Source organism: Thalassovita autumnalis, from assembly GCF_001458255.1.
Lineage (GTDB): Bacteria > Pseudomonadota > Alphaproteobacteria > Rhodobacterales > Rhodobacteraceae > Thalassobius > Thalassobius autumnalis.
In genome coordinates, this window is the sequence record NZ_CYSB01000026.1 from 12,137 (window position 1) to 37,363 (window position 25,227).

29 protein-coding genes and 1 tRNA gene are annotated in these 25,227 nt (G+C 59.6%); 17 read left to right on the forward strand and 13 right to left on the reverse strand.

Annotated elements, in window-relative coordinates:
- Positions 1-18 precede the first annotated feature (18 nt).
- The 5 genes from TL5118_RS08140 to TL5118_RS08160 all read left to right on the forward strand — a co-directional run bounded on the left by TL5118_RS08140 (position 19) and on the right by TL5118_RS08160 (position 3,833).
- Positions 19-618 carry a TetR/AcrR family transcriptional regulator gene (locus TL5118_RS08140; RefSeq protein WP_058243740.1) on the forward strand — a complete coding sequence of 200 codons (600 nt, stop codon included), beginning with the start codon at positions 19-21 and terminating at the stop codon, positions 616-618.
- Between the two features lie 2 nt (positions 619-620).
- Positions 621-884: a hypothetical protein gene (locus TL5118_RS08145; RefSeq protein WP_058243741.1), complete on the forward strand. Its 264-nt coding sequence runs from the start codon at positions 621-623 to the stop codon at positions 882-884.
- A 32-nt stretch (positions 885-916) separates the two neighbouring features.
- Positions 917-2,080, forward strand: a complete 1,164-nt coding sequence (locus tag TL5118_RS08150) for an aromatic ring-hydroxylating oxygenase subunit alpha (RefSeq protein WP_058243742.1) — start codon at positions 917-919, stop codon at positions 2,078-2,080.
- A 116-nt stretch (positions 2,081-2,196) separates the two neighbouring features.
- The gene (locus TL5118_RS08155) at positions 2,197-3,249 is read left to right on the forward strand and encodes a 2Fe-2S iron-sulfur cluster-binding protein (RefSeq protein ID WP_058243743.1); all 1,053 of its coding nucleotides are present in this window, start codon (positions 2,197-2,199) and stop codon (positions 3,247-3,249) included.
- Between the two features lie 77 nt (positions 3,250-3,326).
- Positions 3,327-3,833, forward strand: coding sequence for a MarR family winged helix-turn-helix transcriptional regulator (locus TL5118_RS08160; protein ID WP_058243744.1), 507 nt, complete (start codon positions 3,327-3,329; stop codon positions 3,831-3,833).
- Positions 3,834-3,932: 99 nt separating this feature from the next.
- Here TL5118_RS08160 and TL5118_RS08165 read toward each other — a convergent pair.
- From TL5118_RS08165 to TL5118_RS08180, 4 genes are all read right to left on the reverse strand, one after another.
- A tRNA-Thr gene (locus TL5118_RS08165) sits at positions 3,933-4,008 on the reverse strand.
- A gap of 45 nt (positions 4,009-4,053) precedes the next feature.
- Entirely contained in the window at positions 4,054-5,598 is a 1,545-nt protein-coding gene (locus TL5118_RS08170) for a heme biosynthesis protein HemY (RefSeq protein WP_058243745.1), read from the reverse strand.
- A 10-nt stretch (positions 5,599-5,608) separates the two neighbouring features.
- Complete coding sequence (locus TL5118_RS08175; protein WP_058243746.1) at positions 5,609-6,814, reverse strand: COG4223 family protein; 1,206 nt, start codon at positions 6,812-6,814, stop codon at positions 5,609-5,611.
- A gap of 52 nt (positions 6,815-6,866) precedes the next feature.
- Entirely contained in the window at positions 6,867-7,610 is a 744-nt protein-coding gene (locus TL5118_RS08180; protein WP_058243747.1) for a uroporphyrinogen-III synthase, read from the reverse strand.
- Between the two features lie 79 nt (positions 7,611-7,689).
- On the opposite strand from TL5118_RS08180, the gene tsaD reads away from it, so the two are divergent.
- From tsaD to TL5118_RS08205, 5 genes are all read left to right on the forward strand, one after another.
- On the forward strand, positions 7,690-8,787 hold the full coding sequence (gene tsaD / locus TL5118_RS08185) for a tRNA (adenosine(37)-N6)-threonylcarbamoyltransferase complex transferase subunit TsaD (protein ID WP_058243748.1): 1,098 nt from the start codon (positions 7,690-7,692) through the stop codon (positions 8,785-8,787).
- The gene (locus TL5118_RS08190) at positions 8,784-9,746 is read left to right on the forward strand and encodes an NAD(P)H-dependent glycerol-3-phosphate dehydrogenase (RefSeq protein WP_058243749.1); all 963 of its coding nucleotides are present in this window, start codon (positions 8,784-8,786) and stop codon (positions 9,744-9,746) included. The genes tsaD and TL5118_RS08190 overlap by 4 nt, the downstream gene beginning before the upstream one ends.
- Positions 9,747-10,019 carry a YciI family protein gene (locus TL5118_RS08195; protein WP_058243750.1) on the forward strand — a complete coding sequence of 91 codons (273 nt, stop codon included), beginning with the start codon at positions 9,747-9,749 and terminating at the stop codon, positions 10,017-10,019.
- Positions 10,019-10,438, forward strand: coding sequence for an EVE domain-containing protein (locus TL5118_RS08200; RefSeq protein ID WP_058243751.1), 420 nt, complete (start codon positions 10,019-10,021; stop codon positions 10,436-10,438). Before TL5118_RS08195 ends, TL5118_RS08200 begins: the two co-directional genes overlap by 1 nt.
- Before the next feature lie 120 nt (positions 10,439-10,558).
- Positions 10,559-10,957, forward strand: coding sequence for a DUF1761 domain-containing protein (locus TL5118_RS08205; protein WP_306345419.1), 399 nt, complete (start codon positions 10,559-10,561; stop codon positions 10,955-10,957).
- A 25-nt stretch (positions 10,958-10,982) separates the two neighbouring features.
- Here TL5118_RS08205 and glmM read toward each other — a convergent pair whose 3' ends face one another.
- Both glmM and TL5118_RS08215 read right to left on the reverse strand, forming a co-directional pair.
- Positions 10,983-12,329, reverse strand: coding sequence for a phosphoglucosamine mutase (gene glmM / locus TL5118_RS08210; RefSeq protein ID WP_082626299.1), 1,347 nt, complete (start codon positions 12,327-12,329; stop codon positions 10,983-10,985).
- Positions 12,330-12,640: 311 nt separating this feature from the next.
- Positions 12,641-12,982 (reverse strand): DUF2853 family protein, encoded by a 342-nt coding sequence (locus tag TL5118_RS08215; protein WP_058243752.1) that lies wholly within the window; start codon positions 12,980-12,982, stop codon positions 12,641-12,643.
- 196 nt (positions 12,983-13,178) lie between these two features.
- Here TL5118_RS08215 and TL5118_RS21360 point away from each other — a divergent pair, with 196 nt between their 5' ends.
- Positions 13,179-13,316, forward strand: coding sequence for a hypothetical protein (locus TL5118_RS21360; protein WP_165590031.1), 138 nt, complete (start codon positions 13,179-13,181; stop codon positions 13,314-13,316).
- A 66-nt stretch (positions 13,317-13,382) separates the two neighbouring features.
- Positions 13,383-14,162, forward strand: coding sequence for a Gfo/Idh/MocA family protein (locus TL5118_RS08220; protein ID WP_242601760.1), 780 nt, complete (start codon positions 13,383-13,385; stop codon positions 14,160-14,162).
- 1 nt (position 14,163) lies between these two features.
- Here TL5118_RS08220 and TL5118_RS08225 read toward each other — a convergent pair whose 3' ends face one another.
- The 4 genes from TL5118_RS08225 to TL5118_RS08240 form a co-directional block, all read right to left on the reverse strand.
- Positions 14,164-14,676 carry a DUF922 domain-containing protein gene (locus TL5118_RS08225; RefSeq protein ID WP_082626301.1) on the reverse strand — a complete coding sequence of 171 codons (513 nt, stop codon included), beginning with the start codon at positions 14,674-14,676 and terminating at the stop codon, positions 14,164-14,166.
- Positions 14,676-16,061 (reverse strand): adenosylhomocysteinase, encoded by a 1,386-nt coding sequence (ahcY, locus tag TL5118_RS08230; protein ID WP_058243755.1) that lies wholly within the window; start codon positions 16,059-16,061, stop codon positions 14,676-14,678. Before ahcY ends, TL5118_RS08225 begins: the two co-directional genes overlap by 1 nt.
- Positions 16,062-16,154: 93 nt before the next feature.
- On the reverse strand, positions 16,155-16,481 hold the full coding sequence (locus TL5118_RS08235) for a hypothetical protein (protein ID WP_058243756.1): 327 nt from the start codon (positions 16,479-16,481) through the stop codon (positions 16,155-16,157).
- Between the two features lie 368 nt (positions 16,482-16,849).
- On the reverse strand, positions 16,850-17,164 hold the full coding sequence (locus tag TL5118_RS08240; RefSeq protein ID WP_058243757.1) for a hypothetical protein: 315 nt from the start codon (positions 17,162-17,164) through the stop codon (positions 16,850-16,852).
- 222 nt (positions 17,165-17,386) lie between these two features.
- On the opposite strand from TL5118_RS08240, the gene TL5118_RS08245 reads away from it, so the two are divergent.
- The 3 genes from TL5118_RS08245 to TL5118_RS08255 all read left to right on the forward strand — a co-directional run bounded on the left by TL5118_RS08245 (position 17,387) and on the right by TL5118_RS08255 (position 18,909).
- Positions 17,387-17,983 carry an HD domain-containing protein gene (locus tag TL5118_RS08245; RefSeq protein ID WP_058243758.1) on the forward strand — a complete coding sequence of 199 codons (597 nt, stop codon included), beginning with the start codon at positions 17,387-17,389 and terminating at the stop codon, positions 17,981-17,983.
- Positions 17,973-18,467, forward strand: coding sequence for a GNAT family N-acetyltransferase (locus TL5118_RS08250; RefSeq protein ID WP_058243759.1), 495 nt, complete (start codon positions 17,973-17,975; stop codon positions 18,465-18,467). The genes TL5118_RS08245 and TL5118_RS08250 overlap by 11 nt, the downstream gene beginning before the upstream one ends.
- Positions 18,468-18,612: 145 nt before the next feature.
- Positions 18,613-18,909, forward strand: coding sequence for a hypothetical protein (locus TL5118_RS08255; protein WP_058243760.1), 297 nt, complete (start codon positions 18,613-18,615; stop codon positions 18,907-18,909).
- Between the two features lie 331 nt (positions 18,910-19,240).
- Here the strand turns inward: TL5118_RS08255 and TL5118_RS08260 are convergent, their stop codons facing one another.
- From TL5118_RS08260 to TL5118_RS08270, 3 genes are all read right to left on the reverse strand, one after another.
- Positions 19,241-20,533, reverse strand: a complete 1,293-nt coding sequence (locus tag TL5118_RS08260) for a calcium-binding protein (RefSeq protein ID WP_165590032.1) — start codon at positions 20,531-20,533, stop codon at positions 19,241-19,243.
- A gap of 230 nt (positions 20,534-20,763) precedes the next feature.
- On the reverse strand, positions 20,764-21,315 hold the full coding sequence (locus TL5118_RS08265; RefSeq protein WP_058243762.1) for an ActR/PrrA/RegA family redox response regulator transcription factor: 552 nt from the start codon (positions 21,313-21,315) through the stop codon (positions 20,764-20,766).
- A gap of 101 nt (positions 21,316-21,416) precedes the next feature.
- A complete protein-coding gene (locus tag TL5118_RS08270; protein WP_058243763.1) occupies positions 21,417-22,037 on the reverse strand; it encodes an SCO family protein in 621 nt (206 codons plus the stop codon).
- Between the two features lie 94 nt (positions 22,038-22,131).
- Between TL5118_RS08270 and regB the strand changes: the two genes are divergently transcribed.
- Both regB and TL5118_RS08280 read left to right on the forward strand, forming a co-directional pair.
- The gene (gene regB / locus TL5118_RS08275) at positions 22,132-23,532 is read left to right on the forward strand and encodes a sensor histidine kinase RegB (protein ID WP_058243764.1); all 1,401 of its coding nucleotides are present in this window, start codon (positions 22,132-22,134) and stop codon (positions 23,530-23,532) included.
- Positions 23,533-23,625: 93 nt separating this feature from the next.
- On the forward strand, positions 23,626-25,179 hold the full coding sequence (locus TL5118_RS08280) for a PAS-domain containing protein (RefSeq protein ID WP_082626303.1): 1,554 nt from the start codon (positions 23,626-23,628) through the stop codon (positions 25,177-25,179).
- Positions 25,180-25,227: the final 48 nt, after the last annotated feature.

Consider the following 25,227-nt stretch of genomic DNA (forward strand, 5'->3'; position numbering starts at 1 on the left):
AAACTATCGGAGGGCCCAATGCCCCGCCCCAGCATGAAAGATCAAAGGTCCGAAGAGATCCTGGATGCCTATCTGACCTGCGTTGCCCGCTTTGGTCTGGAAGGCGCCACGCAGGAGCGGATCGCGGCCGAAGCCGGCGTCAAACGCCCCCTGCTGCGCCACTATCTGGGCAACAAGGATCAGATGATTGATGCGCTGGCTGACCATGTCATCAGCAGCTTTGATCTGGCCTCGGATGTCATCGGCGCCGAACTTGCCGCGCTGGATACGCCGCAGGATCTGGTTGCCATGCTGTTTACTGACCGCGGCGCCCATGATCCGCGCTACCTGCTGGCCTGGCAGGCGCTGGCCATCGCGGTTGCCGATCACCCGCATATGCGCGAACCGCTGCTGGCCAGCATGCAGCGCTTCCTGACCATGTTGCAGAACACGCTGGCCCGTATCGTGCCCAGCGCCCCCACGGTGCAGATCAACGCCGTGGCGCAGGGCATATCAGCGCTGTTCATCAATGCCGATTCCTTCACGCCACTGGGTCCGCCCGCCGCCTGGCGCGCCGAAACCCAAGAAGCCGCCATGCTGCTGGCCAGCACCCTCACCTCCCACACATCGGAGGCCTGACCATGACGAAATCCCGAATGATCAACTATATCGCCCTGCCCGGCCTGCTGGTGGCGGCGGTGCTGGGCCTCTACTGGGTCTGGGGGCTGATGTTCCTGTGGTGGCTGGTCCCATCACTGCAATCGGGTCGCGCCCATCTGATCACTGAGGTCTGCCGCGACGAAGATCCGATCCTGTTTTGGGCTGTGATCCTGCTCTGGGCCGCCTTTGGCCTGATGATGATCGCCGCCAGCCTGTTTCCTGCCTACGCCATCTGGCTGGTCTGACCCTCAGACCGCCGCAGCCAAAGGAAAGTCCCATGTCGACGATGTATCATCACCTCCCGGTGGAAGCTTACACTTCACAGGAATGGTTTGACCGCGAACAACGTCTGATCTTTTCCCGCAGCTGGCGCTTTGCCGGTCTGGTTGAGGATGTGCCGGGCCCCGGACATTACATTTCGGTGCAGGCCGGGCTGAACAACCTGTTCATCGTCATGGGCCGCGATCACCGTCTGCGCGCCTTTCACAACATCTGCCGCCATCGCGGCACCCAACTGATCCGCGCCGTGGGCAAAACCCAGAAGGCGCTGACCTGCCCCTACCATGACTGGACCTATGATCTGGAAGGCAACCTGATCTCAGTTCCGGATGAAGAGCGTGAGTTCCCCGGCGGCGTCGACAAAAGCTGCCTTGGGCTGAAACCCGCATCGGTCGATGTCTGGCGCGGCATGCTGTTTGTGCACCCCGATCCCAATCCGCCCAGCCTGGCGGAATGGTTTGGGGCGGTGGATCCGCATCTGGGCCCGCACGACCCGAATGAACTGGTCGAATATGAAGAGGCCCGCAGCAGCTATGACATCAAGGCAAACTGGAAGATCGTCGTAGAAAACTACATTGACGTCTATCACCTGAGCCACCTGCATTCCGATACATTGCACATGTATGACCACGCCAAAGCCAAGTTCGGCTGGGAAGGGCCGCATTACCATTTCTGGGAACCCCCTAGTGCGGACTATGCAAAGAATCTGGAAAAGAACCTGCCAACCCCCCGCGTGATCCCGGAACCTCATGTGGGCGCCTGGGTGCCGATGCTGTTCCCCGGCATTGGCCTGGGCGCCAGCGAGGAAAGCTGGAACCTGTTCATCATCACCCCGCTTGGCCCAGACCTGACACGGATCGAAAACCGTTCCAAACTGGCCGATGCCTCATCCTGGGAATACTCCAAACAGCAATGGTCCTCCTGGTCCTTCTGGAAGGATTTTGGCGGTGCGAAATACAAAGGGGAGGATGCCCAGGGCGAAGACGATCCCATGGCCTCGCGCGATTTCACCGCCGAAGATGTCTATGCCTGCGAACAGCAGCAGAAGGCGCTGACCAGCCCCTATCTGGAAATCGGCCCCGCGGCCAAAGGCGAAAGCCCGATCCTGATGCATCAGCAGGCGGTGCTGGAATTCATGGAAGCACAAGAGAAACGTTCCTGACGTGATGGAAGGCCGCATGGTACAAACCGATTCCTTCCGCATTTTGCCGCATTTTAGCTGGCCCGCGATCCATGCGCTGGACACCGTGCTGGGCTATCCCAGAAGGGGGCGGATCGATGCGTGACTTTCACCCATTGCGCCTGTCAGAGGTGCGACCAGAAATCGAAGGCGCTGCAACCTCGTTGATCTTTGACGTGCCACAGGACCTGCAGGCCACATTCCAGTGGCAGGCGGGGCAACACCTGACCCTGCGGTTCATGATCGATGGGGTTGAGGAACGGCGCAGCTACACCATTTCAAACCCGCCCTGGGCACCGCTGCGGATCACGGTGAAGCAGGTGTATAAAGGCAAGGTTTCGCACCATGTGGCCGGGCTGGCGCCGGGTGACACGGTTGAGGTCATACCCCCCTTCGGCAGCTTTTGCCTGACACCACAGCCCATGGGGCGTCGGACGCATTATTTCTTTGGTTCAGGCAGTGGCATCACCCCGCTTTTTGCGATGATCAACGCCGTCTTGCAGGAAGAGCCCTATTCGGTGGCGCATCTGATCTATGGCAACGCCGATGAGCCCAGCATCCTGCTGCGGGAAGAGTTGGAGGCGCTGCAAGACCGCCATGGCGATCGCTTCACCTTGCGCCATGTCATTTCAAGCCCATCGATGTGGAGCTGGTTCAGCCCCTGGCGCAAGGGTCGCGTGGACAAAGACGCCATCGCTGCCGCCATCGAGGAAACCCCACCCGAGGCGCAGGATGTGCAGTATTGGATCTGTGGCCCCGGTGCGATGAACCGAGATGTGAAAACGGCGCTGATGTCGATGGACGTACCCGACACCCGCATCCATATGGAAAGCTTCGGCGGCACGGAAGCTGAGAATGATGGCGTCACCGGTGTCAAGGCAACGGCCACCGTGCGCCTGGACGGGGCCGACCACCAGATCGCCATGGCTGCGGATCAAACGCTGCTGCAGGCGTTGCAAGCGAACGGCCTGTCCGTCCCCTACAGCTGCCAGTCGGGCGTTTGCGGTGCTTGCCGCTGTCAGGTGACCGAAGGCACCGTTCACATGCGCAACCGCATGGCCCTGGAGGATGCAGATATCGCCAATGGCGCCGCGCTCAGCTGTCAAAGCTTGGCAACAAGCGAAACACTCGGCGTCAATTTTGACCGCTGATCGGGCAGATGTGCGTTTTCCTGCCGCCGGGTCGAAAATAGGTACGACAACACTGCCGTTGATGGTAATGCAGATGCATGTCTAGCAAGCTTCCCGTCTCCGCCAGAGAGTTCTTTAACGATGATAATGCCAACGTCGGCTTCAATCGGCTGTGGTTCAATATGATGCGGGCGCATCGCCATTTTTACCCGGTGATCACCAAGGCGCTGAAGGCACACGGCCTCAACGATCCGATCTGGTATGAAATCCTGCTGCAAATCCATCGCGGCGGTCCCGATGGCAAGCTGATGGGGGAGATTGAGACAGAATTGTTCCTGCCGCAATACGCCCTGTCCCGCCATGTTTCACGGTTGGAAAAAGCCGGCTTCCTGCGGCGCGAGTTCATCGCTGACGGCCGCCGCAAGCAGGTGCTGTTTCTGACCAACAAAGGCGTCGATCTGCATGGGGCGGTCTGGCAGACCTACCATGATGCCATGCAGGACATGTTGGCAGATCGGGTCAGCAGTGACGAAGCCTATGAGGCGGCGCTGACCCTCATCAAACTGCTGCCCGGTGGTGAATTCATAGGGCATAAACAGGACTAAAGGCCCGCAACCAAAGAAAAACCCCGCCTTACGCTGCTCACCAACGACTCCTAGCAGCGGCTAAAAGCTGAAGCATTTCCATTTTGTTAACTGGAGAAGTGGTGCCTCAAGAGGGACTCGAACCCCCGACCTTGTCCTTACGAAGGACCTGCTCTACCAGCTGAGCTATTGAGGCACTTGGTGGCGGGGCTATAGCACCCCGACCGGTCTGGGAAAAGACCTATTTTGATCCGTCATTTGCGGCCTGACGGGGGGTGTCAGGGTCATCGATCACGTGATCTGTCGGCATCGGAATGATCTCAGCCTCTGACACATCGGCGACGTCCGGCGCGGGATCATCCTGCGCAGGTTCTGCCGCCTCAACCGCCTCGGGCGAGGCAGCCTCTTCCAGTGCGCCAACGATTAGGGGCAGCATCTGCACGCCCGTGGCACTGTCCACCGCACCCGCAGGTGGCACCTGCCAGCTGAGCGTATCAAAGGCCTGACAGTTTTCGCAGACCGGCGCCCAATCGCTGTGGATGTTGTGGCAGTTGGTGCAGACCCATTGCGGACCGCGCGGCGCATTGAGAGCCCGGGCCAGCCAGCCCTTCACCACCGTATCCGAACTGCCTTCGCCGCGCTCAACCGCCGCCATGATGGTCAGGGCGCGGCTGTCGGGATCTTCGCTGATCAGATCACCCAGTGCCTTGCGGGCCGCGGGGAAATCTTCGGCAGCGATGTTCAATTCGGCCAGCACCAGTTTGCTTTCGCGATGCTCCGGCTTCAGACGCAGGAGCGGCTGGAACCGTTTCAAACGCTCGGCCGGGCTTTCCTCCGGCGCGATGGCTGCAAAAGCGGCGGCCAGATCGGGATGCGGCTGCGCCTCCCAGGCTTTCTTCAGCAGTTTGACGGCTTTGCGCCCCTGACCCTTTTCGATCAGGCTGCGCGCGGCCAGCGCGGCGGCCGGCACCAGATCGGGCGACAGGCGGTTGGCCTCCACCGCAGCTTCCAGCGCTTCGGCGCTTTCATCCGTGTCCAGCACGGCCTTGGCCGCAGACAGCGCCAGCACCGCATCGCGCCGTTTGTGCACATCACGCGGCAGACTGCCCTGTTTCAACTTCAGTGACAGGGTTTCACGCGCGCCGGACCAATCCTGCGCCCGCGTTTGCAGGTTCAGCAGGGTATCCTGCACCTCAACATGTTTGGGTTTCAGCGCGATGGCCTTTTCCGCCAATTGGCGCGCCACCACTTCTTCGCCAGCGGCCAGTTTCTGTTTCATGATGCCCCGCACGCCGACAAAACGGGTGCTGTCATCGCTGAGCAGGCGTTTATAAACCTCTTCGGCCTTTTTGCTGTCGCCGGCCATTTCCGCAGCTTGGGCGGTCAGCAGGTTGGTCAGTTCTGGCTTGCCCAGAAACTTCTCCGCCTTCGCGGCTTTGCTCATCGCGACGCGCGGCTCGCCTGAGGCGAGGGCCATCATGCCTTCGGTCAGGGCTTGATAGCCTTTGCGTTCGCGGTTGCGGTCGAAATAGCGGCTCAGCGCGGTTTCATCCCCGTTGATGAACTTCAACAGCGCCACAGTCAGCGAGGCCAGTTTCAACAGCACCCAGAGGGAGATCAGCAGCACCGCCAGACCGATCACCGTTGCCAGTGGGGTCAGCGTGATTTCGGTGCCCATCAGGGCAATCCGCACGCCGCCTTCGATCTGCATCAGGTAATCCGCGCCAAAGGTAACTGCCGCCACGAGGAGGACAAAAACAACAATCTTGATAAGCGACCAGAGCATGGGTTCCTCCTCAGTTGGTCATCACGGACTGGCGCAAAGCGTCCAGCGCGGTGAGGGCGTCAGCACGTTTTGCCGCATCGCCCAGCCAGGGGGCGATCGCGCCCGCTGCAGCCTCTGGCAGGCTGGTCAGCTCAGCCATGGCGGTGCCCAGATCGGCCGCAGTCAGCGCGGCCTCAGCCCGTGACAGGATCGCATCTGCGCTATCGCCTTCCTGCGGCGTCAGGGAGCGCACGCCCAACTGATGACGCAGGAAATTGGTCACACCGCTGCCACCGTTGGCACTGTTATCTGCCGCCAGCGCGGCGCGTGCGGCATCGGGGAAACTGATCTGCAAGGCGGCCAGCGTCGGTACGCCCGCTTGCAGGCTGTTCAATGCTTCAGGCACCGTGACACCAGCTCCCTCCAACGCGGCTATGGCAGCCCCCAAGGGCAACCCGCCGTCCACCGCCTGGGTCAGCAACGACAGGGCATCGCGGGCCGCGGCTGTTTGCGCATCCACCTCCGCAGTGGCCCGCAGGGCGGCGCTTTCGGCCAGTTTTTCCTCAACCTCAGCACGTTGCTGGGCCATTGCGGTTTGCAGCGCTTTCAACTCACGCTCATAGGCCGCGATGGCCTCTGGCGCCAAATTGTCGGCGATGGGCCGCTTTTCCAGATCCCCGATAAGGGCCGAAAGCATCTCAATCCGGGTTTCATGTGTGGCCAGCTGCTGCGCCTGCGCGGCCATAGGCGCATTGAGCGCGGCAACCTCCGCCGTCAGATCCGGCGGCAGGGACAGGTTGGCCAGTTTTGCCTCCAGCGCGGCTACCGCTTCGGTCTGGGCGGCCAGATCTGCAAGGATCTGCTGCTGAACCGTGTCATCCTGCCCACCAATGCCATTGGGGAACAGGAACAGCGCCACACCAGCGCCCAGCGCTGCCGCTGCAACGCCACCAAGAAAGACTGGCACGAAACCACGTTTGGGTGCAGCTGCCTCTACAGGTGCTTTTTCAGGCAAATCCGCAGGGGTTTCTGGGGCGGCTTCAGCCGCTGCGCCCTCATCAGCGACGGCACCGTCTACCTCTGGCGCGTCAGGCTGAGGCGCCTCATCCCCCTCTGCTGACCCTTCTGCCGGGTCATCCGTCGGGTCATCCAAAACAACGGCATCTTCAATGACATCCCGTTTGGGATCGTCGGTTTCGGAGTCTGTGCCACCGGCGGAGGTCTTGGGTTCGGACACCTGGGCCTTCCTTTCGAATCTCAAAAATCAAAACACATCTACTGATGTAAGGTTACCGCTGCCGGATTTCACCCTCAAGGCGCTGCACTGCGGCCATCAGTCTCTGCACTGCGGCAGCCATCGCATCTGCTGTCGGATTGGGCAATATGTGACGCTGCACCGCTTGCAACGCCCCCAGTTCCACATCAGCGGCGGGGCTGATCGCGGCAACGAACAGGGGCGCGGTTCCTTCCATCTGCTGACACTCTGCCAGCAACAGCGCTGCCGTGCGCGGGGAAAAAATCGGCAAAATCACCGGTTCTGTACCGGAAAGCAGCGATTTCGCCGCCGCAGACAGGGGCATGACAATCTGTTCGTAGATCACCCTGCCCTTGGTCGGAATGCCTGCCGCGGTCAGGCGCTGCGCCAGATCCCCACGGGTGTGGCGGCCATGCAGATGCACCAGATCGCCGGTAAGGTTCCCCGCCTGATGGTCGGCCAAAATCCGCCGGAACAACGCCTCCGCATCCCCATCCGCCTGCACCACGCGGTATCCCGCCGCTGCGGCCGCGCGGCCCGTGGCTGCCCCCACCACATAGGCTAGCCGTCTCTGCCCCGCAGGCGCTGCCGCAACACCGTTTCGGGAAGTGAAAATCACCGCCTGATCCTCAGTCAGATCTGGCAGATCTGGTGCAGCCAATGGCACGATCTGCAACAGGGGGGAGGTCACAATCGGCGCATCAAACCCTGACCTGCGCAGCAATGCGGCAAATCGGTCTGCCCCCTCTTGGGGCCGGGTCAACAGAAGCTGTGCCATTTCGACCGCCGGGATTGTTTGAACCTCCTTGCGGTGTTACCTGCGAGAGGATCTTCTTGCAACGGTGAGGGCGGAGGCCATGGGTGGCACGCTGACAGTCTTGGGTTTGGAAAGCAGCTGCGATGACACGGCGGCGGCTGTGGTGCGCCACACCCCCGGTGAGATGCCGGACATTCTGGCCTCCACCGTCTATGGCCAGACAGATCTGCACGCGGCCTTTGGCGGCGTTGTGCCGGAAATTGCCGCCCGCGCCCATGCCGAAAAACTGGATGTGTCGGTCAAACAAGCGATGGAGGCTGCGGGCCTTGGTTTCGATGCGATTGACGCCATTGCGGTGACCGCCGGCCCCGGGCTGATCGGCGGCGTGCTGTCCGGTGTAATGTGCGCCAAGGGGCTATCGGCTGCCCTAGGTAAACCGCTGATCGGGGTAAACCATCTGGCGGGCCACGCGCTGACGCCGCGGCTGACCGATCAAACCGAATTTCCCTATCTAATGCTGCTGGTGTCTGGCGGGCATTGCCAGTTCCTGCTGGCCCATGGACCTGAGGAGTTCACCCGCCTTGGCGGCACCATCGACGATGCGCCGGGCGAAGCTTTTGACAAAACCGCCCGTCTGCTGGGGCTGCCGCAGCCCGGGGGGCCTTCGGTGGAACAAGCCGCGAAATCCGGCAATTCAAAGCGCTGGCGCCTGCCGCGTCCGCTGTTGGACCGGCCCGGCTGTGACATGTCCTTCTCGGGCTTGAAAACCGCCATCCTGCGGGCGCGGGATGAGGTTGTGGCGGCCAAAGGTGGATTGACCGAACAGGACCGCAGCGATCTGGCGGCAGGGTTTCAGGCAGCCGTGACCGACGTGTTGGCCGAAAAGACCCGCCGCGCACTGCAGCTATATCTGGCGGAAAACCCGTCCACCCCCACCATCGCTGTCGCCGGCGGTGTGGCCGCGAACCTGGCCATCCGCAGCCGGCTGCAGGAGGTCTGTGCCGAATTTGGCGTCGCCTTCACTGCGCCGCCGCTGGCGCTGTGTACGGACAATGCCGCGATGATCGCCTACGCGGGCATGGAGCGGTTTCGCGCCGGGCATAGCGATGACATGACGCTAACCGCGCGCCCACGTTGGCCGTTGGACAAAAAGGCCCCGGCCCTTTTGGGATCGGGCAAGAAAGGGGCAAAGGCATGATTGCGGTTTGCGGTTCTGGCGCGTTTGGTACTGCGCTGGCCATTTCGATCGCCGCCAAAGGCACCAAGGTGTTGATGTGGTCGCGCGACGCAGAGCATGTGGCCGAAATGGCAACGGCCCGCGAAAACACCCGCCGCCTGCCCGGCCTGCCCTTCCCCGACACGTTGCAGGTCACAGCGGATATCAATGATATCCCGGTGGGCATCCCCGTGCTGCTATCGATACCCATGCAAAAGCTGCGCGATATGATCGGAGCCCATGGCGCCGCGCTAGAAAGTCGCCCGCTGGTCGCCTGCTGTAAAGGGGTGGAGCTGACCTCGGGCCTTGGTCCGACCTCCTTGCTGAGCGAATTGATCCCCTCGGCCACGCCTGCGATCCTGACCGGCCCCAGCTTTGCCGCTGACATTGCCCGTGGCCTGCCCACCGCCGTCACATTGGCCTGCGCCGATGCCGATCTGTGCAAGGATCTGCAGGAACAGCTGACCACCCCCACCCTGCGGCTTTACCGCACCACAGACACCACCGGGGCCGAGCTGGGCGGCGCGTTGAAAAACGTCATCGCCATTGCAGCCGGCACCGTCATGGGGGCAGGTCTGGGCGAAAGCGCACGGGCCGCGATCATGACGCGGGGCTACGCCGAAATGCAGCGTATGGCGCTGGCGCTAGGGGCACGGCCGGAAACACTGGCGGGGCTGTCGGGCTTTGGTGATCTGACGCTGACCTGCACCTCGGCCCAATCGCGCAACTACAGCTTTGGCCTGTCACTGGGCCGCGGCGAAGGATTTGACGGCTCCATCACCGTGGAAGGTGCCGCTACCGCCCGTGCAGTTCTGAAACGCGCCAGCGACATGCAAATCGATATGCCCATCACCAGCGCCGTTGTTGCGCTTCTGGAGGGGCACCATGACCTACGCGACCTGATGGACAGGTTGCTTTCCCGACCATTGAAGGAGGAATGAATGCTCATCGCACTGATCGCCAAGGACAAGCCCGGCGCGCTGGAAATCCGCAAAGCCAACCGCGAAAGCCACATCGCTTATCTGAAAGAAACCGGCGTTGTCGCACAGGCGGGCCCGTTGCTGGATGGGGACGAACAGATGTGCGGCTCGCTCATCGTGTTGGATGTGGCTGATATGGCTGCCGCCGAAGACTGGGCCGCGAATGACCCCTATGCCAAGGCCGAACTCTTCGCTAGCGTAGAGCTGATCCACTGGAACAAGGTAATTGGCTGATGCGCTACTGGCTGTTCAAATCTGAACCCTCCACCTGGAGCTGGGACCAGCAGGTCGCCAAGGGTGAGGCGGGCGAAGAATGGGACGGCGTGCGCAATTACCAAGCGCGCAACTTCATGCGCGACATGAACATCGGCGACCGGGGCTTCTTCTACCACTCGCAGAAGGAAAAATCGGTCGTCGGCATTGTTGAGGTCTGCGCCGAGGCGCATCCTGACAGCACCACGGACGATGATCGCTGGGAATGCGTCGACATCAAAGCAGTCATGCCGGTGAAAACGCCGGTCACCTTGGATGAGATCAAAGGCGACGAGCGGCTGGCCGAAATGGTGCTGGTCAAAAATTCCCGCCTGTCGGTGCAGCCAGTCACCGCCGAAGAATGGCAGGTGATCTGCCAGAAAGCCGGGATCGAGGCCTGAGCGGGCGCCTAAATAATGGGCAAACCCTCTAGCCAGACGGCGCAATTTGTCTAAGCTTTCCCAAGCAGGCAACGACCTGCACCCTCTGGTTTAATCAGAGGGGACCAATAGGAGGGACATATGATGGAATTGATTTCAGTCGTAGCAGCCGCAGCGGCCAGCTACATTTTCGGCGCCATCTGGTACATGAGCCTGGCCAAACCCTGGATGGCCGCGTCAGGTGTGAAACTTGGCGAAGATGGGCAGCCAGAAAACCGATCAAACCCAGTACCTTACATCGTTTCATTTGTCTGCGCGATCATCGTTGCGGGCATGATGCGTCACGTTTTTGCACTGGCAGGCATCGATGAGTTGGCGAAAGGTCTGGTTGCCGGATTGGGCATTGGCCTGTTTCTGGCGACCCCATGGATTGCGACCAACTACACCTTTGCTGATCGCCCCAAGGCGCTGATCGTGATTGACGGCGGCTATGCCACAATCGGCTGCGCGGTCATGGGCGCCGTTCTGACGCTGCTCTGAGTGCTTTGTGAAATGGGTCGGGGGCCTAAGAGGCCGCCGACTCCACTGCCTTGCAGATCTGGGTGATCACCGCATCCAGCTTGCCCTGATCATTGGCTTCGCCCATCACACGGATCAACGGCTCGGTGCCGGATTTGCGGATCAGCAGACGGCCATCGCCGTTCAGCTGCTTTTCACCATCAGCGATCGCCTGCTGGACCTGATCTGCCTCCAGCGGGGTTTTGCCCGCAGCGTAGCGCACGTTGCGCAGGATCTGCGGCACCGGGGTGAACACCTGCGCCAATTCGCTGGCTTTCTTGCCGGTTTCCACCATCGCCTTCATGAACTGAAGGCCTGCAATCAGACCATCACCAGTGGTGGCGTAGTCGGTCATGACGATATGGCCGGATTGCTCACCGCCCAGCGCAAAACCGTTTTTACGCATGCTTTCAACAACATAACGGTCGCCAACCGCGGTGCGTTCCAGATGGATACCCTCATCCCGCAGGAAGTTTTCCATGCCAAGGTTCGACATCACGGTGGCTACCAGCGTGTCGCCCTTCAACCGGCCTTCGCGCTTCCAGGAGGAGGCGATCAGCGCCATGATCTGGTCGCCATCGGCCTGTTCGCCGTTTTCATCCAGAATGATCACACGATCCGCATCACCATCCAGACAGATGCCCAGATTGGCCCGCACTTCGCGCACTTTGGCCGCCGCAGTTGCGGTGCTGGTTGAGCCGCAGTTTTCGTTGATGTTATGGCCATTCGGGGTCACGCCCACCGGGATCACCTCAGCGCCCAATTCCCACAGGACCGCAGGCGCGGCTTTGTAAGCGGCACCATTGGCGCAATCCAGCACCACACGCAGCCCATCCAGACGCAGCGAATTGGGGAAGGTGGTCTTGGCATATTCCACGTAGCGGCCCAGCGCGTCATCAATCCGCTTGGCGCGGCCGATGTTCTGGGGGGCCGCCAGTTCCACGCCTTCGTTGAGCAGCCGCTCAATCTCAACCTCAGCCTCATCCGACAGTTTGAAGCCATCAGGGCCAAAGAACTTGATGCCATTGTCATAGGCCGGGTTGTGGCTGGCCGAGATCATGACGCCCACATCGGCACGCATCGAATGGGTCAGGAACCCAACCGCCGGTGTTGGCATCGGGCCCAGCAGCAGAACGTTCATCCCCGTGGAGGTGAACCCAGCCGTCAACGCGTTTTCCAGCATGTAGCCCGACAGACGGGTATCTTTGCCGATCACCACCCGGTGTTCCTGCTGATCGCGGCGGAAATAACGCCCGACAGCCGCACCCAGCCGCATCGCCAGTTCGGCTGTCATTGGGGGGGTATTGGTCAGTCCGCGCACCCCATCGGTGCCAAAAAGAGAGCGTTTGGTCACTGCAACAACCTTCGGTCTATGATTGATTAACGCCTTCCTAAGCAGCCGCGCGACAGCTGTCCAGCGCCTCGGCAGAAACGCGCCGGAATGCGCTGGAGCTTTGTTTCAAAGCGTTACAGACCCGCTTGCGCCCGCTGCTGAGGCCAAATGGCAAAAGGCCGATCCCAATGGATCGGCCCCTGTCCCAGTCACCCCCAAAGATCCACCCGTGGAACGGATGACGGTTGCGGGGGTTATACCGGCTTTGCCCCCCTGCCCCAAACGGCAAGTTCAGACAAAACGGTTAAAATTCAGCGAGATAACCCGCGCCCTCAACCGTAGATCGCTTCTTTGCCGAAGTGTTTGACCAGCATGTAGTAGACAACCGCGCGGTATTTGTTCCGCTCGGACCGGCCATAGGTTTCGATCACGTTATCAATGGCTTCCATCAGTTGCGGGCCATCCTCCAGCGCCAGTTTGCGGATGAGGAAGTTGTTTTTCACAGTCTCCAGCTCACTCGGCTGGCTGGCCGCCACGGTCGAGGCATCAGCATTGTAAATTGCTGGTCCACAGCCAATGGTTACCTTCGTTAGAAGGTCCATATCTGGCTCCATGCCGCATTTTTCCTTCAGGTCCGCCGCATATTGCGCGATCAAATCGTCCCGTTTGCCCATTGTCTTCTCCTGAATTGGGGCAATGCCCCGTCCCAAACTATGACTGAAACGCTAGCGCCCCACCCGCCACAGCAAAAGGAAAACTTCGGCTATATTTTCCCCGTCAGGTTTGACCCGCCCCAACGCTACCCAAATGCCCTCTTGCGCCCTGCCCTATTTCGACGACACTCGCCCCCTGGAATGAGGGAGCGGACCAATGGCAAAATGGGGCATTGTTGGATCGGGGTTCATCACCAGGGCCATGCTGGACGCAATCGCGCTGAACGAAGGCTCCACCGCGCAGTGCATTTTCGGCCGCTCTGCTGAAACCCGCGATGCGCTTCAGGCGGAATAGGGCATCGCCCATGCCACCGACTCCTACCACGACCTGCTGCGAGATCCTGAGGTTGAGGCGGTCTATATCGGCCTGCCCAATCACCTGCACAAAGACTACAGCCTAGAAGCTTTGGCCGCTGGCAAACCGGTGCTGTGTGAAAAATCGCTGACCGTCACCATGAGCGATGCCGCGGCATTGGTGGCCGGGGCGGAAAAGGCCCGAACGTTTTTTGCCGAAGGGCTGATGTACCTGTCCCATCCCATTCATCACAAGCTGCTGGATCTGCTGCGCTCCGGCCGGTTTGGTCAACTGCGCCATGTGCAGGGGTTTTACGCCGCCGATATCTGGCAAGTGGTGAACCCAGCCGGTGGCGGCACGCTTTACAATCTTGGTTGCTACCCGGCGTCGCTATTGCATCTGGTGGTGCAGGCCATGTGTGGAGAGGATGCCTTTGCAAACCGTCAGCTGCAGGCCAACGGCAATGCCGGGCCAGATGGCAACCTGCGGGACTCGGCTGTCACGGTGCGCTTTGACAATGGCGTTCTGGCCACGCTGCACTCCACCGATGGCTATGGCATGGCCCATGAGTTTACCATCGCCACCGATCTGGGCACCCTGCGGTTTGACAGCAACCCGTGGCTGCCAACGCCGCAGGGCAACAGTTTCACCTGGACCCCTTATGAGGGCACGCCCGAGCGGTTTGTGGCAGACAGCGGATATGACGCGTTTTTCCATCAATTACAGATGGTTGAGGCCGCAATGGCTGCTGGGGAAACGCAAGCCAAACGCCCCTCCCCCAGGTTGCGGGATTCAGCTGAGATCATGCAGTTCCCGACCGATTGGCAGGCCGCCGCAACCACCTAGATTACGGCAGCGTCACCCCTTTTTTGCGGCCATGATCGGTACGACGGTCCAGCACCCTATCCTGGTTCGCCCAGCGATCGATGATCTGATAGGCGCCCTGGCATTTGGCCATCGCAATCTCACCCGCCGCCAATTCACCATGTCGGGTGTGCAACCGTTCGTGCCGCAACAGCGCCCGCACCATACTGTCCCAGCGCACCCGCAATTCGGGCGGCAGGTCGTCCAGCCGGGTGTGGCGCGGCATTTCAATTGTCTGGGTCACCGTGATCTCACATCTGTCCGTCCAGGACACCCACCACTGCGCATAGCCCCAGTAGCTGCGCGGCCCCTTACGGCGCAGTTCCCGGCGCAGCCCATCCGACGTCAGGGCTGAGACATCGTAATAGGTAATCTCTTCAGTGATCTTCGGTTTTTTGCCTGTCTCAGCGCTTGCAGAAACAACAACGGCGGCCCAAAGGACCGCCGCTGTCATAACTGTAAGAACCGAAGGCTTCATCGCTCCGGCCCACCGCATCAGTAACGGTAGTGTTCCGGCTTGAACGGGCCTTCCGGGGTTACACCGATGTAGGAGGCCTGATCCGAGGTCAGCTTGGTCAGCTTGGCGCCAACTTTGGCCAGGTGCAGGGCTGCAACCTTTTCATCCAGATGTTTGGGCAGGATGTAGACTTCGTTTTCGTAGTCATCACCTTTGGTGAACAGCTCAATCTGGGCCAGTACCTGGTTGGTGAAGGAGGCCGACATCACGAAGGACGGGTGACCGGTGGCGTTGCCGAGGTTAAGCAGACGGCCTTCGGACAGCAGAATTATCCGGTTGCCAGCAGGCATTTCGATCATGTCGACCTGTTCTTTGATGTTGGTCCACTTGTGGTTTTTCAGGGCAGCAACCTGAATTTCGTTGTCGAAGTGGCCGATGTTGCCAACGATCGCCATATCCTTCATCTCGCGCATATGCTCGATACGGATGATGTCTTTGTTGCCGGTTGTGGTGATGAACACGTCTGCGTCCAGCGATTCTTCCAGCAGAACAACTTCGAAACCGTCCATGGCCGCCTGCAGCGCGCAGATCGGATCCGCTTCGGTCACTTTAACACGGGCACCAGCACCGGCCAGCGAAGCAGCGGAGCCTTTGCCAACGTCGCCGTAACCACAGACAACAGCAACCTTACCGGCCAGCATGGTGTCGGTGGCGCGGCGGATGCCGTCGACCAGCGACTCTTTACAGCCGTATTTGTTGTCGAACTTCGATTTGGTGACCGAGTCGTTGACGTTGATTGCAGGGAACGGCAGCTGACCGTTTTTCTGCAGTTCATAGAGACGGTGCACACCAGTGGTGGTTTCTTCGGAAACACCCATGATCGCGTCGCGGGTTTTGGTGAACCAACCGGGGCTGGCTTCCATACGTTTTGCGATCTGTGCTTTGATCACCGCTTCCTCTTCGGACTGCGGCACCGGAATGATGTCTTCGCCAGCTTCGGCGCGGGCGCCCAGCAGCACGTAGAGCGTTGCGTCGCCGCCATCGTCCAGGATCATGTTGGGGCCATCAGCGAACAAGAAGGACTTGTCCAGATAATCCCAATGCTCTTCCAGCGTCTGGCCTTTGATCGCAAAGACCGGAATGTCAGCGGCAGCAATGGCAGCAGCGGCGTGATCCTGGGTGGAAAAGATATTGCAGGAGGCCCAGCGCACATCGGCGCCCAGAGCAACCAGAGTCTCAATCAAGACAGCGGTTTGAATGGTCATATGCAACGACCCGACGATGCGCGCACCTTTCAGCGGTTTGCTGTCGCCGTATTCTTCCCGAAGCGCCATCAGGCCGGGCATTTCGGTTTCCGCGATATCCAGCTCTTTACGACCAAACTCGGCCAGGCTGATATCCTTTACAATATAGTCGTTTGCCATTGCGGGGGTTCCTTGCAAAAAATCACTGAAAGGCAGATAGCACTCGACCTATACCCAGACAACGAGTCTTTCGGATGTCTGGGCCAATCTTTCTTAGCTTTTTACGCCAGCAGGGGCGATTTCACTGTTCGAATTCCAGTGTTTGCCAGTTGCCATGATGCAGGCAAGGCCGTCCGCACGGGTGATGAACACGGTGAAACTGCCCGAGTTAGGCGAAGTCCAGACTTCCAGCAGCTGCTGTGGGTTTTGCAAACCACCGCCCGAAAGCTGTTCGTTGTACTTCTTCTTCAGGTCTTCGACCAGAATGGCGCGTGGCAGGCATTTGGTGCCTTGGGCCTGTGCAGCAGTGGTGGTGGCGGTCAGGGTGACACCGGCAACCAATGCGGCGGCAAAGGCGGGGAGGGGGGTCTTCGAGAACATAACGCAACACTCCTTTGTAAGGGCCCGATGCTGACGGAGACATCGCCAGGGAGGGAAGCGGTGCCGAGGGAGGGAGGAGGGGTCTCAGCATCGGGCTCACTTAAGTTATACGTCTCAGAGCCCAATTTTTCTTGCTCTCTTAGGGATACGCGACGGGAAAATGACGTATTTTCCGACAAGTGACGAAGCTTTGACGCCGACCAAGCGCCTATTTCCCTCAGGTAAGCCGTTGCGAATAAAGCACCTTATTTTCCAGCATACTTTCGTATGGGGCGCTATCCCAATTAGACAGACGAATTTCAGATTCATCTCTTACGGGAGGAGTTTTCCTGTGATTTAAACGATCGGTTTGCGACCACAGGGCGAATTCAGCTTTCCAGATCAGTATTAGGTGGTTCGTAGCCAATCCAGCTGCCGCCGGTGGCAACCACACAGGACTGTCCGTCCGGGTGGGTGATAAAGATGGTAAAGCTGCCGGAATCGCCAGAACTCCAGATTTCCAACAGTTGTTGCGGGTTCTGCAGACCGCGGCCCAGCAGATCCTCACCATAGCTGCGCATCAGATCTTGCACCAAGGCATCGCGCGGCATGCAGCTCGGCGGCGCAGCGTTCTGGGCAAAGGTGGGTGGGGCAAGCGCAGCGGTGCCAAAGACCGCCGCAGTGGTGATCAGACGTTTGAACATGACGTGTTCCTTTCCAGTTTGGGTTCAGATCCCGATCCCTCGGGCGCCGGACCACCTGTCCGGCCGTCTGATCTATATGTGGGGTCGCAAAGGGGGATTTGCGAAACACGCGGCTACACGTCCCTGTGCTTCATTTGAAACATTCATGACGCTGAGCGGCCGACATTGCACCGGGCAGGGCAGGGCGCTACCACTGTTCCAATAAAGTGAAGGACACCCCAAATGGCCGCAAAAGCCCCCCGCGCCTGGCAACGTATGCTGTCCGGGCGCCGTCTTGACCTGCTGGACCCAACCCCGGTGGATGTAGAGATCGAAGATATCGCCCACGGCCTAGCCTTTGTGGCGCGCTGGAACGGGCAAACTCAGGGGGATTTTGCCTATTCTGTGGCCGAACATTCGCTGCTGGTCGAACAGCTTTATGGCCGTATGTACCCCGGCCAGCCAGTGAAATGGCATCTGGCCGCGCTTCTGCACGACGCACCGGAATATGTGATCGGGGATATGATTTCCCCGGTGAAGGCCGCCGTTGGCCCCGGCTATGATGAGTTGGACAAACGACTGACCGCCGCCATTCACATTCGCTTTGGCCTGCCCGCCGCCATCCCGATAAAGGTGAAAAAGCAGATCAAACGCGCCGATAAGGTCAGCGCTTGGATGGAAGCCACACAGATCGCAGGTTTCACTGAGGCGGAGGCGAACAAGTTCTTCGGCAAGGTCGATCCGGCGCTGATCGACGGGTTGTCGATCCAGCTGCGGCCCCCTGTTGAGGTTCGGGCAGAGTTCACCGCGCGGCATGAAACATTGCTCAATGCGTTCTAATCTGACCATCCGCCCACCTGTTGGTTTTGACACCGGCCCGATGGCGCGGCTGCTGTCCGAGATCATCAGGGCAGGGGGCGCCACCGCGCGGACACAGGAGGTCACAGCCACCGACATGGCCGTAATGATCGCCAAAGACGCGGATCGCTCAGCCTGGTTTGTCGCTGAATCCGCGGGTGAGATTGTCGGTTTTCAGCACGTATCCCCCTATCCCGGTCTGCCAGCGGAAGCCTGTGATATCGCCACCTTTGTGCAGCAAGGGCGGCAGCAACTCGGCGTTGGATCAGCCCTGTTCAGCGCCACATCGCAGGCGGCGCGGAATCTGGGATATGCTTGGATCTGCGCCTGTATCCGCACCGACAACGCGGGCGGGCGCGCCTATTATCAAAGCCGTGGGTTTCGCGACTATCAGCTGATGTCTGGGGTAGCGCTGGCCGATGGGCACGTGGTGGATCAGATGCTGACCCGGTTTGATCTGGACTGATCAGGGTCGATCGTAACTCGTTAACCTTCTCCTTTGGCATAGCACCGTAGATTTACGGAGCATTCGGCACGGCGATTGCAGACTGTCTGGCACGGTCGCCTCTCTCTGCTCTCCTCCGTCCCGGTGACCGACTGGAGTATGTGTTATGTCCACTCAACTACTGGCGTTGGCCGCGGGGTATTTCCTGTGCAGCGCCGCTGCCGAAGAACAGGTGTTGCCCAAAGCCAAGATCGATGAGTGCAACGCAATTTACACCCAGCTGAAGCTGAGCTTCACCGATGTCGCCACATTGGATGAATTCATGGCCTTGCTAGAAAGTGACCGCGCCGCAGTCAACCAACAGGGCTATGCGGGCTATGTCAGCTGGGTCGAAGACAACCCCGAACTGGTGGCCGAACTGCGCGCTGAGGCCCAGTTGAAACTGCTGAGTTTCAATTTTTAGGTAATCTAAAAACGCATTAGGCGGCCCCGCGAAGGGACCGCCACTGAACAGGTCAAGGAACCTGGGCAGGCTCAGGACCCGTTAATCTGCAACGCTCAGCATGGAAAAATTTGCGTTCTCAGCAGTTGGGAGCGCGCAGGTAAGGCTGGTTGCCTTTTCAAGCGTGCCCAGCTGCTGAGAGCGTGAATTTCTCCATGCCCTCCGGGTGCCTCCTATTTTGACGCTGCCGGCGTTATATTGCCTTGAAATAGAACCACTATTCCTGCGGCCTTATGCCTTGTCAGCCCCAAAATAGGAGGCACTGAGCATTGCCCATTAATGGGTCCTGAGCCTAGAACCCGTCCAGATACTGAGCCAAGGTGTTGAAGGCGCCATAGAAGGCCATGTTGTCGACCACCAGATCCTCCTCAGTGATCAGGTCGCCATAGACCGTGATCGTGCCCAGATGATCGCCATCATGCGCACCGCCATTGCCGCCCTGGTTCGAGGTCAGGGTGATCACGCTGTAATCAAAGACCCCATCTTCATCGAAATCGACCTGCTCCACCGAGGCATCCACGGTGTGGCCGCGAATGACGATCTGATCCCCCTCTTCGAAACTGAAATCCGTGATCACCTCATCGCCAATGGCATCGACCCAGTGGTCATGGGGATTGTCGTTTTCACCCGCCACCCCGCGCCAATCAATCCGGCCGTTTTCTTGCGTGTGCTTGCGGGCAATCTCCTCGGTAGCGTTGATGTCCAGCCGGAAGAAGAAGGTATCCGCCCCAGCGCCGCCGGTCATCACATCATTGGCATCCATGAAGGGCTGATCTGGGTTATAGGTCGGCAACTCAGGATCCTGCGCGATCACCGGCTCGCCGGCGTCGGAACGGCTGAACAGGAAATCATCTCCCTCACCGCCATCCAGAATATCGCTGCCAAAGCGGCTGATCAGACGGTCATCATCTTCGCCGCCAACCAGCGCGTCATTGCCGTGGCCATCGACCAGACGGTCATTGCCGGATCCGCCAAGGATCTCATCATTGCCGTCGCCGCCAATCAGGCGATCATTGCCGGCATCACCCTGCAGCAGGTCATCGCCGTCCCCGCCGTTGACCCGGTCATCGCCATCCCCGGCCATCACCGCATCATTGCCGTCGCCACCGCCGATCCTGTCATTGCCACTGCCGCCAAGGATCTGGTCATTGCCATCCCCACCCCAGAGCCGATCATCACCGCTGCCGCCATCCAGAAAATCGTCGCCCTCACCACCGGCAAGGCGGTCATCCCCTTCGCCACCATAAAGCTGATCCGCGCCATCACCGCCGCGCAGCGTGTCATTGCCAGCGCCACCCAGCACGACATCATCGCCATCGCCGGCATGCACCCGGTCATTGCCGCTGCCGGCATCCACAATATCGTCACCGCTGCCGGCGTGAACGCGATCGTCCCCCTCACCCGCCAGCACCACATCGTTGCCGCCACGGGCAATCAACCGATCATTGCCGCCCTCGCCTTTGATGAGATCTGCGGCCTCTGTGCCGCGCAGTTTTTCCGCCAATGTCGATCCCGTCAGCGTCACCAGAGTGTCAGGCAACCCCTCCGGAAACAACGTTTCCAAAGTCCAGTTAGATGCAGTCATGTCTTCCCCTGAGTGTTTGTCTACTCTCCCCAAGGTTGCCGGGATCACTGTACTTGGAACAATACGGGAAAAAGGAGGGGGCGCAGTGGCAACAAATTGGCGACCCTGCGGTAACACCCTCATAAACAAATCAAATTACGGAAGGTAGAAACACAAAAAGCCGCCCAGACGGCGGCTCTTTGACAGGGTCGCTATCTCCCTTTGGGGGAGTCGTCCCGCCGAAACGGGGGTCAGCGGGGGCTGCGTTTGGCGAGGATCCGCTGCAGCGTGCGGCGGTGCATGTTCAAGCGACGCGCCGTTTCCGAGACGTTGCGGTCACACAGTTCATAGACCCGCTGGATATGTTCCCAGCGCACGCGGTCAGCGCTCATCGGGTTTTCCGGCGGCGGCGGCAGCTCATCATCCGAAGCCAGCAGCGCATTGGTGATATCCGTGGCATCCGCCGGTTTGGACAGATAATCCGTTGCGCCGATTTTCACCGCAGCCACCGCGGTGGCAATCGCGCCATAGCCGGTCAGTACCACGATGCGGCAATTGGGGCGCTTTTCCCGCAGCACCTCAACCACATCCAACCCGTTGCCATCTTCCAGACGCAGGTCGCAGACCGCATAGGCCGGGGGCCGGGCGGTTGCGATCGCTTTACCAGCCGCAACGGAGCCTGCGGTCTCCACCTCAAAGCCCCGCTTTTCCATCGCTTTGGCCAGTCGCTTCAGAAACGGCTCGTCATCGTCGAGCAGCAGCAGCGATTTATCTTCGCCGATTTCCTTGTCCAGATCCGCCATGATCAGCCTACCTTCGCGCGTGTTCTGTTAGAATCGTTCTATAGGGCCACTTGGCTTGCGTCAAACTTGGCTCACCTCCGGCGGCCCTAACTGGTTTATGCTCAACTGTTTTCGATGAAACAGGCCACGGAGTCCGCCATCTTCTCGGCCGTCATGTCGCGACGATAAAACTCGGCAAATCCGGTCTCAGGGAACATCAGATAGGTGAAGGTCGAGTGATCCATCAGGTAATACTCGTCATCCCCATCCTTGGGCGTCTGTTTCTTGTAATAGGTCTTATAAGCCCGCGAGGCCGCTTTAACCTGTTCCGGCGTGCCGGTCAGGCCAACCATACGCTCATGCATGTAGCTGGCATAATCGCTGACCATTTCCGGCGTATCACGTTCAGGATCCACCGAAATAAAGACCGAGTTCACATCATGCCCGCGCTCTTCCAGCAGCGCCACCGCCTCACCGTTGCGCGCCGCATCCAGCGGGCAGACATCGGGGCAGAAGGTGTAGCCGAAATAGACCAGCGTCGGCGCGGTGATCACATCCGCATCAGTCACGGTTTCACCAGCGCCATTGGTCAACTCAAACGGGCCACCAATATCCCCGCCAGCCACAGCCGAGGCGCGGCAAGCTGCCAAAGCGTCCCCAGATTGCATCGTGGCGTACCAGGTGCCCCCCAACAGAGCGACAGCAGCGACAACAGCGGTAGAAGCGATCAAAGCGCGGTTCATTTGGTTTTCCTTTATAGGTGCGACATCGTATTGATTGGTCTGAGAGGCATATTTAACAGTAAGCTGCAAAGATCAACGGGACGAAGGCGCGCAGATGGCTGAAACGAAGTTTGACGTGCTGAAAGGCCGTGATCGGGGCAATTGGATCAAGCTCAGAACGATCACTTTATTGCGATGGGGCGCCATCAGCGGCCAGATCGTTGCCATTCTTGTGGCGCAAGAACTGTTTAATCTGGATCTGGAAATCGGCCTGTGCCTGATGGTGATTTCGGTTTCGGTCATTGGCAACCTGATCGCCATGGTGATCTTCCCCGAGGCCAAGCGCCTGTCGGAAAGCGAAAACCTTCTGATGGTGCTGTTTGACCTGCTGCAGCTGTCGCTGCTGCTTTACCTGACCGGTGGGCTGCACAATCCTTTTTCCATCCTGATCCTTGGCCCCGTGATGGTGTCGGCCTCGGCCTTTACGCTGCGCTCCACCATCTTCCTAGCAATCGTCACCATTCTGGCCGTCACGCTCTTGGCCGAGATACATCTGCCCCTGCGCACGCAAGAAGGATTCATTCTGCGAATCCCCGATCTCTTTGTATTTGGCAATTGGATTGCCATTGTGATCGCGGTTCTGTTTCTGGGCATCTACTCACGCCGGGTGACGGTGGAGATGCACGCCATGTCGGACGCGCTGCAGGCCACCTATATGGCGCTCAGCCGTGAACAGAAGCTGACCGATATCGGCGGGGTTGTGGCCGCTGCCGCGCATGAGTTGGGCACGCCACTGGCCACCATCAAACTGACCAGCGCCGAACTGATTGAGGATCTGGCCGACCGCCCGGATCTGCAGGAAGATGCCAAGCTGATCCGCGAACAGGCTGACCGTTGCCGCGACATCATGCGGTCTATGGGCCGGGCTGGCAAAGACGACCTGCACCTGCGCCGCGCCCCGCTGGAGGCCGTGCTGCGCGAAGCGGCGGAGCCTCATCTGGACCGCGGCAAATCCATTCATTTTGACGCCATCGCCCTGACAGATGAAGACTACGAACAGCCCATCGTTCTGCGCCGGCCCGAGGTCATTCACGGGCTGCGCAATCTGATCCAGAATGGCGTCGACTTTGCCCGTGAAAATGTCTGGATCGAAACCGAATGGTCGGCGGATCAGATCTATGTGCGGATCATGGATGACGGCGAAGGCTATCCGCCGCATCTGATTGGCCGGATCGGTGATCCCTTCATGCGCCGCCGCCGCAACCCCGGTGAGCCGCGCAAACGCCCAGAATACGAAGGCATGGGGCTGGGCCTGTTTATCGCCAAGACCCTGTTGGAACGCTCGGGGGCGGAACTGACCTTTGCCAATGCCAGCGATCCCTTTGGTGAGGCCCCCGCCGACCCAACCAGGCGCGGTGCGGTGGTGGAGGTGGTCTGGCCACGCGCCAAAATCGACGGGCAGCCGCGGTCCGGCGAAGAGGGCTATCTGGGGCCAAACCAGCCACTGGAAATCTAAGCATCGCAGGGTGTTTCGACCTCTCGCGCGCCGCGTTAACCATTTGTTAACTTCCGGGAACAACCCTTAAGGGCAGACGCCCTGAGGTTTCCCATGATGTATTTTATCGATGTCGTTTATGTTGGCGCCACTGCTTTGCTGGCCTCAGGCTTGTCCTATCGGCTGCTGGAATGGCAGTCCAAAAAGAACCTGCCCCCGATCACAAGGATCGAACCTGAAACGATTTTCCTGTTTGAAGGGGACCGTTTGATTGACACCAGCGACTGCGCCGAACAGCTGCTGGCGATGCATCATATCGAAGGTCGCAGATGGTCAGACCTGCGCAGCGTGCTTGCCGAACGGTTTCCCAATTTTCCTGAATCAGCGCCGCAATCTGCGACAGTTTTGCCCATGATCATCGATTCTCAGGATCATGGTCGCGCCAGTCGCATCCAGATTGAACAGGTGCGCACGCGGCTGCGGGTTTCTCTCATTGAGCACACTGAAAAAGACGAAAACACCGCTGAACGCTACCAGCGGCGGATCTGGGAAGGACAGGTAGAGACCCTACGCAACGCCACTCACCACGCCCCCTATCCGATCTGGCAAAGCGATCATGCCGGACGCATCCTCTGGGCCAATACGGCGTATGAGGATCTGATCACCGCATGTGGCCACACCTTCGAAAGCGAGGATGGCAGCCACACCCTGCCCGCAGTCTTCGATCTGCCCGCATCGCCCGTGTTGCATCGCCACCGATACCGGACTTCGGTCACGCTGAATCCAGGACAAGAGGTGTTGTGGTACGATGTGAATTCGATCCGTGAGGACCGCTTCACCATGCATTATGCGATCGACATCAACGCAGTCGTGCAGGGTGAAGCCGCGCAGCGGACCTTTGTGCAGACCTTGACCAAGACCTTTGCCCAGCTGTCGATCGGTCTTGCGATATTTGACCGAAAACGGGTTTTGACCCTGTTCAATCCCGCCCTGACGGATCTGACCCACCTGCCGCCCGGATTTTTATCCAACAAGCCGAGTTTGCACAGTTTCTTTGACCAGCTGCGAAACGCCCAGATCATGCCGGAACCGCGCAGCTACGCGGAATGGCGGGACGATCTGTCAGATCTGGCCAATGCCGCAGCAGATGGGCAATATCAGGAAACCTGGAGCCTGCCGTCCGGACAGACCTACCGCGTCTCGGGCCGCCCGCATCCCGACGGGGCAATTGCCTTCTTGTTCGAAGATGTCAGCGCCGAAGTGTCACTCAATCGGCGTTTCCGCACCGATATGGAGTTGAACCAAGCCGTTCTGGATCTGATCCCACAGCCGATCGCGCTGTTTTCGTTCCAAAACACCCTGCAATTTCGCAATCAGGCCTACCGGGATCTTTGGCCGGATGAGCCAGATGTCGATGATGCGGAGGTCAGTATTGCAAACAGCCTCGCGCATTGGTGCCGCCACAGCAAAAGTGGCGCCAGTTTCGCCTCCCTGGCCGAAGGATTGGCGCATGACGGTCCGATCAGTCTGGATCAGGCGTCGCTGCGCCTGACGAATGGCAGGTCTCTGCGGGTGATGGTGGATCGCCTGGCCGGTGGCGCGCATATGTTGTGGTTTTCCGATGCGGAAAACTGCAAACCCCGGTTGGAGCTGGTCAAAACCGCCTGACCGGTCCCCCCGGTTTCCCTTGCAGCCACCGGTGCAACGGGTAATCTC

Coding starts and splice junctions, on each gene's coding strand:
- TL5118_RS08140 (WP_058243740.1), top strand. CDS start 19: ATGCCCCGCCCCAGCATGAAAGATCAAAGGTCCGAAGAGATCCTGGAT.
- TL5118_RS08145 (WP_058243741.1), top strand. CDS start 621: ATGACGAAATCCCGAATGATCAACTATATCGCCCTGCCCGGCCTGCTG.
- TL5118_RS08150 (WP_058243742.1), top strand. CDS start 917: ATGTCGACGATGTATCATCACCTCCCGGTGGAAGCTTACACTTCACAG.
- TL5118_RS08155 (WP_058243743.1), top strand. CDS start 2,197: ATGCGTGACTTTCACCCATTGCGCCTGTCAGAGGTGCGACCAGAAATC.
- TL5118_RS08160 (WP_058243744.1), top strand. CDS start 3,327: ATGTCTAGCAAGCTTCCCGTCTCCGCCAGAGAGTTCTTTAACGATGAT.
- TL5118_RS08170 (WP_058243745.1), bottom strand. CDS start 5,598: ATGCTCTGGTCGCTTATCAAGATTGTTGTTTTTGTCCTCCTCGTGGCG.
- TL5118_RS08180 (WP_058243747.1), bottom strand. CDS start 7,610: ATGGCACAGCTTCTGTTGACCCGGCCCCAAGAGGGGGCAGACCGATTT.
- tsaD (WP_058243748.1), top strand. CDS start 7,690: ATGGGTGGCACGCTGACAGTCTTGGGTTTGGAAAGCAGCTGCGATGAC.
- TL5118_RS08190 (WP_058243749.1), top strand. CDS start 8,784: ATGATTGCGGTTTGCGGTTCTGGCGCGTTTGGTACTGCGCTGGCCATT.
- TL5118_RS08195 (WP_058243750.1), top strand. CDS start 9,747: ATGCTCATCGCACTGATCGCCAAGGACAAGCCCGGCGCGCTGGAAATC.
- TL5118_RS08200 (WP_058243751.1), top strand. CDS start 10,019: ATGCGCTACTGGCTGTTCAAATCTGAACCCTCCACCTGGAGCTGGGAC.
- TL5118_RS08205 (WP_306345419.1), top strand. CDS start 10,559: ATGATGGAATTGATTTCAGTCGTAGCAGCCGCAGCGGCCAGCTACATT.
- TL5118_RS08215 (WP_058243752.1), bottom strand. CDS start 12,982: ATGGGCAAACGGGACGATTTGATCGCGCAATATGCGGCGGACCTGAAG.
- TL5118_RS21360 (WP_165590031.1), top strand. CDS start 13,179: ATGGCAAAATGGGGCATTGTTGGATCGGGGTTCATCACCAGGGCCATG.
- TL5118_RS08225 (WP_082626301.1), bottom strand. CDS start 14,676: ATGCGGTGGGCCGGAGCGATGAAGCCTTCGGTTCTTACAGTTATGACA.
- ahcY (WP_058243755.1), bottom strand. CDS start 16,061: ATGGCAAACGACTATATTGTAAAGGATATCAGCCTGGCCGAGTTTGGT.
- TL5118_RS08235 (WP_058243756.1), bottom strand. CDS start 16,481: ATGTTCTCGAAGACCCCCCTCCCCGCCTTTGCCGCCGCATTGGTTGCC.
- TL5118_RS08240 (WP_058243757.1), bottom strand. CDS start 17,164: ATGTTCAAACGTCTGATCACCACTGCGGCGGTCTTTGGCACCGCTGCG.
- TL5118_RS08245 (WP_058243758.1), top strand. CDS start 17,387: ATGGCCGCAAAAGCCCCCCGCGCCTGGCAACGTATGCTGTCCGGGCGC.
- TL5118_RS08250 (WP_058243759.1), top strand. CDS start 17,973: ATGCGTTCTAATCTGACCATCCGCCCACCTGTTGGTTTTGACACCGGC.
- TL5118_RS08255 (WP_058243760.1), top strand. CDS start 18,613: ATGTCCACTCAACTACTGGCGTTGGCCGCGGGGTATTTCCTGTGCAGC.
- TL5118_RS08260 (WP_165590032.1), bottom strand. CDS start 20,533: ATGACTGCATCTAACTGGACTTTGGAAACGTTGTTTCCGGAGGGGTTG.
- TL5118_RS08265 (WP_058243762.1), bottom strand. CDS start 21,315: ATGGCGGATCTGGACAAGGAAATCGGCGAAGATAAATCGCTGCTGCTG.
- TL5118_RS08270 (WP_058243763.1), bottom strand. CDS start 22,037: ATGAACCGCGCTTTGATCGCTTCTACCGCTGTTGTCGCTGCTGTCGCT.
- regB (WP_058243764.1), top strand. CDS start 22,132: ATGGCTGAAACGAAGTTTGACGTGCTGAAAGGCCGTGATCGGGGCAAT.
- TL5118_RS08280 (WP_082626303.1), top strand. CDS start 23,626: ATGATGTATTTTATCGATGTCGTTTATGTTGGCGCCACTGCTTTGCTG.